The following is a 3,675-nucleotide window of genomic DNA, read 5'->3' on the forward strand; positions in this document are numbered from 1 at the left end:
GATCTCCCGTACCTGATTGAGGTCTTCAGGGCTGCTGCTGATGCAGGGGCGACTGTGGTGAATGTCCCTGATACCGTCGGTGTCTATACGCCGATGAAGATGCGTACCCTGATCTCTGCAATAGCAGAGGAGATCCATGTTCCAATCGACATTCACTGCCACAACGACTTCGGCCTCGCCGTTGCCAACACCACCACCGCAGTCGAGGCAGGCGCCTCGCAGGTGCAGGTGACGGTCAATGGGATCGGCGAGCGGGCAGGCAATGCGGACATCGCCCAGACGGTGATGATTCTGGAGGCAATCAACGGGATATCGACCGGGATCGAGACGACCCGCCTCGTCGAGATGTCGCGGCTCGTATCAAGGTACTCGGGTATCCCGATACTGCCGGTCCAGCCGGTGGTCGGGGATAATGCATTTGCCCACGAATCCGGGATCCATTCCCATGGGATCATGGCAAACAGCCAGACCTTCGAGCCGGGGATCATGACACCCGAGATGGTCGGCCACCGCCGCCGCCTCGCCCTCGGCAAGCATGTCGGCAGGCACGCGGTGCGGCAGATGCTCTCGCTTGTCCATATCAACCCATCAGACACCGAACTGGATCTGATCGTCGAGCGGATCAAGACGATATCCGCACGCGGAAGAAGGGTTACGGATCACGATCTCTATGTGATCGCAGAAGATGTGATGGATATCCAGGCGGTTGCAAAGACCGTCGAGCTCCGTGATATCGCTGTTATGAGCGGGAACCACTGCATACCGACTGCCAGTGTCCGTGCCTGTGTCCTCGGAACCGAGAAGGCCGGGAGTGCCATCGGAAACGGTCCGGTGGATGCTGCGGTGAAAGCAGTCCTGAGCGTGATGCCGATTGGTATCCAGATGAAAGACTTCAGGATCGAGGCGATCAGTGGCGGAACCGATGCAATCGGGCATGTGACGATCACGGTCGAGGATGCTGAGGGCAGAACCTATGATGCAAGCTCATCGGGGGACGATATCGTTCTGGCATCTGCTGAGGCGATGGTGAATGCAATCAACCTCATCCGGTATACGCAGACGTCACCCTGATCTTTTTTATTCTCTCCCACCTTTTTCTTCACATGGATGATCCACGACTATTCTGTGTGGGCGGAAGGTGGAAGAGCAGCCCTCTGATCTCAGATGTCATCTCTCCTTATACCGGTACAACGGTAGCGTCTGTCTGTCTCGGATCAGCAGATGATCTCCGGGATGGTGCACAGGCAGCAGCGGGAGCATTTGAAACGACCCGGAGGCTCCCCCTCCATACCCGGCGGAAGATTCTGTATGCCATAGCCGCACGTCTTGAAGAGCGGAGGGAAGAGCTTGTGGCAACCTTCATCGCAGAAGGCGGAAAGGTGCGGAAGGTGGCAGATGGCGAGGTCACCCGGGCGATTGAGACGATCACGATCTCTGCCGAGGAGGCGGGAAGGGTCGATGGCACAATCCTCCCCCTTGACCGCACGCCGGCAGGTGCCGGCCATACAGGGTATCTCACACGGGTGCCGGCAGGCCCGGTACTTGCGATCACCCCCTTCAACTATCCCTTAAATCTCGCCTGCCACAAGATCGGTCCGGCGATAGCAATCGGCGCCCCGTTTCTCCTGAAACCGGCAACCGCCACACCGCTCTCATCCCTGATCCTGGCCGAGATTATCATCGCGGCAGGCTATCCCCCGGAAGCGGTCTCGGTGATCCCGGCACCCGGAGCAGTTGCGGATGAGATCATCCCTGACGACTCCTTCGGCTATCTCTCCTTCACCGGGAGTCCGGATGTCGGCTGGGCGATCAAGAACCGGGCTGGAAGAAAAGCGGTCGGGCTCGAACTCGGGGGAAATGCTGCTGTGATCGTCTGCCCGGACTCTGATCCCGATTATGCCGCAATGCGGATCGTTGCCGGCGGGTTTGCAAATGCCGGCCAGAACTGCGTCTCGGTACAGCGTGTTCTCATCCACAGGTCTATCTATTCCGGGATGGAAGAGAAGATCCTCGGGTATATCCGCCTGCTGAAGGTGGGAGATCCTGCCGATCCCACGACTGATATCGGCCCGATGATCTCCGCTGAGGCAGCATCACGGGCAGAGGCGCTGATTAGGTCGGCTGTTGATTCCGGTGCCCGCCTCGTCTGCGGAGGAAGGCGTGAGGGGGCGCTCCTCTACCCGACTATGCTTGCCGATCTCGGGCTATCCCAGGATCTCTCCTGCCGGGAGCTCTTTGCCCCGGTCATTCTCCTGCATCCTTTTGATGAGGTCGATGAAGCAATCAAAATTGCAGACACCTCTGACTATGGGCTCCAGGCAGGCATCTTCACCGACTCCCTTGAGACTGTAAGGAAAGCCTTTGGGAGAATCGATGTCGGGGCGCTCCTTGTGAATGACATCCCGACATTCAGGGTCGATGAGATGCCCTATGGCGGTGTGAAGGGATCAGGCATCGGACGCGAAGGCCCTGCCTCTGCTATACGCGAGATGACAGTAGAAAAAATGTTGATTATAAATGAGAGGTGATTATGCAGCTTCCGGCATACGCCCTTCGAGTGAGCTTCTGACCTGCTGCTGAAGCTGCTCGAATTTTGTGGCGATCGCCTTCTCCTGTTTTTCAAGGGATTTGATCCGCAGCTCAAGGGTGTCGATCTTATCGGCGAGGGTTTTTGCAACATGCTCTTTTGTCTGCTGCACCATCACTGAACCGATTGTCATGAAGACCTCGGCATCGTCAGCAGTCTCTTTCAGCTCTTCTTCCGCACGCTTCGCCTCACGCACGCTCATCTCGTACTGGGATTTCTGCTGAAGAATTGTCTGCATCTGCTGCTGCATCTGCTGAAGCTGTGCGATCTGCTGCTGGACTTTCTGAGGGATATTAGGGTTTTCCATGGTTTTCTATCTCCTGCATCTCTTCTGCGATGTTTATCAGGCGGAGCCACATGTTCAACGCGGCCCGCAATGCCGGGATGTCGCCGGCGGTGACTTTCAGGGTAAGACGATCGTTCTCAAGGCTGATGGTGGCACTTGATCGATCCCCGGTTTCGTCTGATGCCTCGGGGGCAAGTGCCTGATAGAGTATTGGTGCATGAGGGGTGACAAAGGTGAACTCCGTATCATGCATCATGACGCTCTCAATCACACCGATATTCTCGTCTCTGCCTTCCGTCGAAGGTGATTGCCCCGTCCTGGTTCTGGACCATTGTGACAGGTACATATCGGTTCAGGAGATCATAAACCGATTGGTCGCTCGTGAAGATGCCTCTTCGCATCTCTTTCTCACGGATGCCGACCGACCAGCCGGATAGCATGATCTCCCCTTTCATCTCGCCATCCACTTCGAGGCGGATAGCGATCTTCTGCTGTTGCTTCTCAATAAAAAGTATGGCGGGATCCTGTGGGGAGAGATCACGAAGCCCGGTTTTTCCCCTGTTCATATGATCGCACCCGAGTGCAAAAGCGAGATCCCGTGCAAAGGCCCGGATCTCAGGGGTTGGGCGGCGTGATGTCGTAAGGATCGTCATCTGGCCTTGAGGTCTTTTATAACTGCCCCACGCTCTTTGAAGAGGATACGGTGTCCGCAGTATGGGCAGCGGACATTCACGTCTATCTCAACCTTCCTCTTGCAGTGGGCACATTTGTATGACCCGGTCACGCCAGTCTACGCCTCCTT

General features: G+C 56.6%; 6 protein-coding genes. 2 read left to right on the forward strand and 4 right to left on the reverse strand.

The features are described 5' to 3' along the window. Window positions 1–1,071 (forward strand): alpha-isopropylmalate synthase regulatory domain-containing protein (locus tag QCH34_RS08700; protein WP_300332949.1); only part of this gene is annotated, 1,071 nt, incomplete at its 5' end. Between the two features lie 32 nt (window positions 1,072–1,103). Further along, a complete protein-coding gene (locus tag QCH34_RS08705) occupies window positions 1,104–2,528 on the forward strand; it encodes an aldehyde dehydrogenase family protein (protein WP_300332952.1) in 1,425 nt (474 codons plus the stop codon). On the opposite strand, the gene QCH34_RS08710 is transcribed toward QCH34_RS08705, so the two are convergent. From QCH34_RS08710 to QCH34_RS08725, 4 genes are read right to left on the reverse strand one after another with little or no spacing between them, the layout of a single operon-like run. Beyond that, window positions 2,529–2,894, reverse strand: a complete 366-nt coding sequence (locus QCH34_RS08710) for a prefoldin subunit beta (protein WP_300332955.1) — start codon at window positions 2,892–2,894, stop codon at window positions 2,529–2,531. Continuing rightward, window positions 2,881–3,129 (reverse strand): KEOPS complex subunit Pcc1, encoded by a 249-nt coding sequence (locus tag QCH34_RS08715; RefSeq protein ID WP_300332958.1) that lies wholly within the window; start codon window positions 3,127–3,129, stop codon window positions 2,881–2,883. Before QCH34_RS08715 ends, QCH34_RS08710 begins: the two co-directional genes overlap by 14 nt. 7 nt (window positions 3,130–3,136) lie before the next feature. Beyond that, entirely contained in the window at window positions 3,137–3,526 is a 390-nt protein-coding gene (locus QCH34_RS08720; RefSeq protein ID WP_300332960.1) for a hypothetical protein, read from the reverse strand. Next, on the reverse strand, window positions 3,523–3,657 hold the full coding sequence (locus tag QCH34_RS08725; RefSeq protein WP_292733310.1) for a DNA-directed RNA polymerase subunit P: 135 nt from the start codon (window positions 3,655–3,657) through the stop codon (window positions 3,523–3,525). The genes QCH34_RS08720 and QCH34_RS08725 overlap by 4 nt, the downstream gene beginning before the upstream one ends. Between the last annotated feature and the right edge of the window lie 18 nt (window positions 3,658–3,675).

The organism is Methanocalculus sp. (genome assembly GCF_029762515.1).
Classification (GTDB): domain Archaea; phylum Halobacteriota; class Methanomicrobia; order Methanomicrobiales; family Methanocorpusculaceae; genus Methanocalculus.

Excerpts from the sequence above, each read along its gene's own strand:
- QCH34_RS08705 (WP_300332952.1), top strand. The coding sequence starts at position 1,104 with ATGGATGATCCACGACTATTCTGTGTGGGCGGAAGGTGGAAGAGCAGC.
- QCH34_RS08710 (WP_300332955.1), bottom strand. The coding sequence starts at position 2,894 with ATGGAAAACCCTAATATCCCTCAGAAAGTCCAGCAGCAGATCGCACAG.
- QCH34_RS08715 (WP_300332958.1), bottom strand. The coding sequence starts at position 3,129 with ATGATGCATGATACGGAGTTCACCTTTGTCACCCCTCATGCACCAATA.
- QCH34_RS08720 (WP_300332960.1), bottom strand. The coding sequence starts at position 3,526 with ATGACGATCCTTACGACATCACGCCGCCCAACCCCTGAGATCCGGGCC.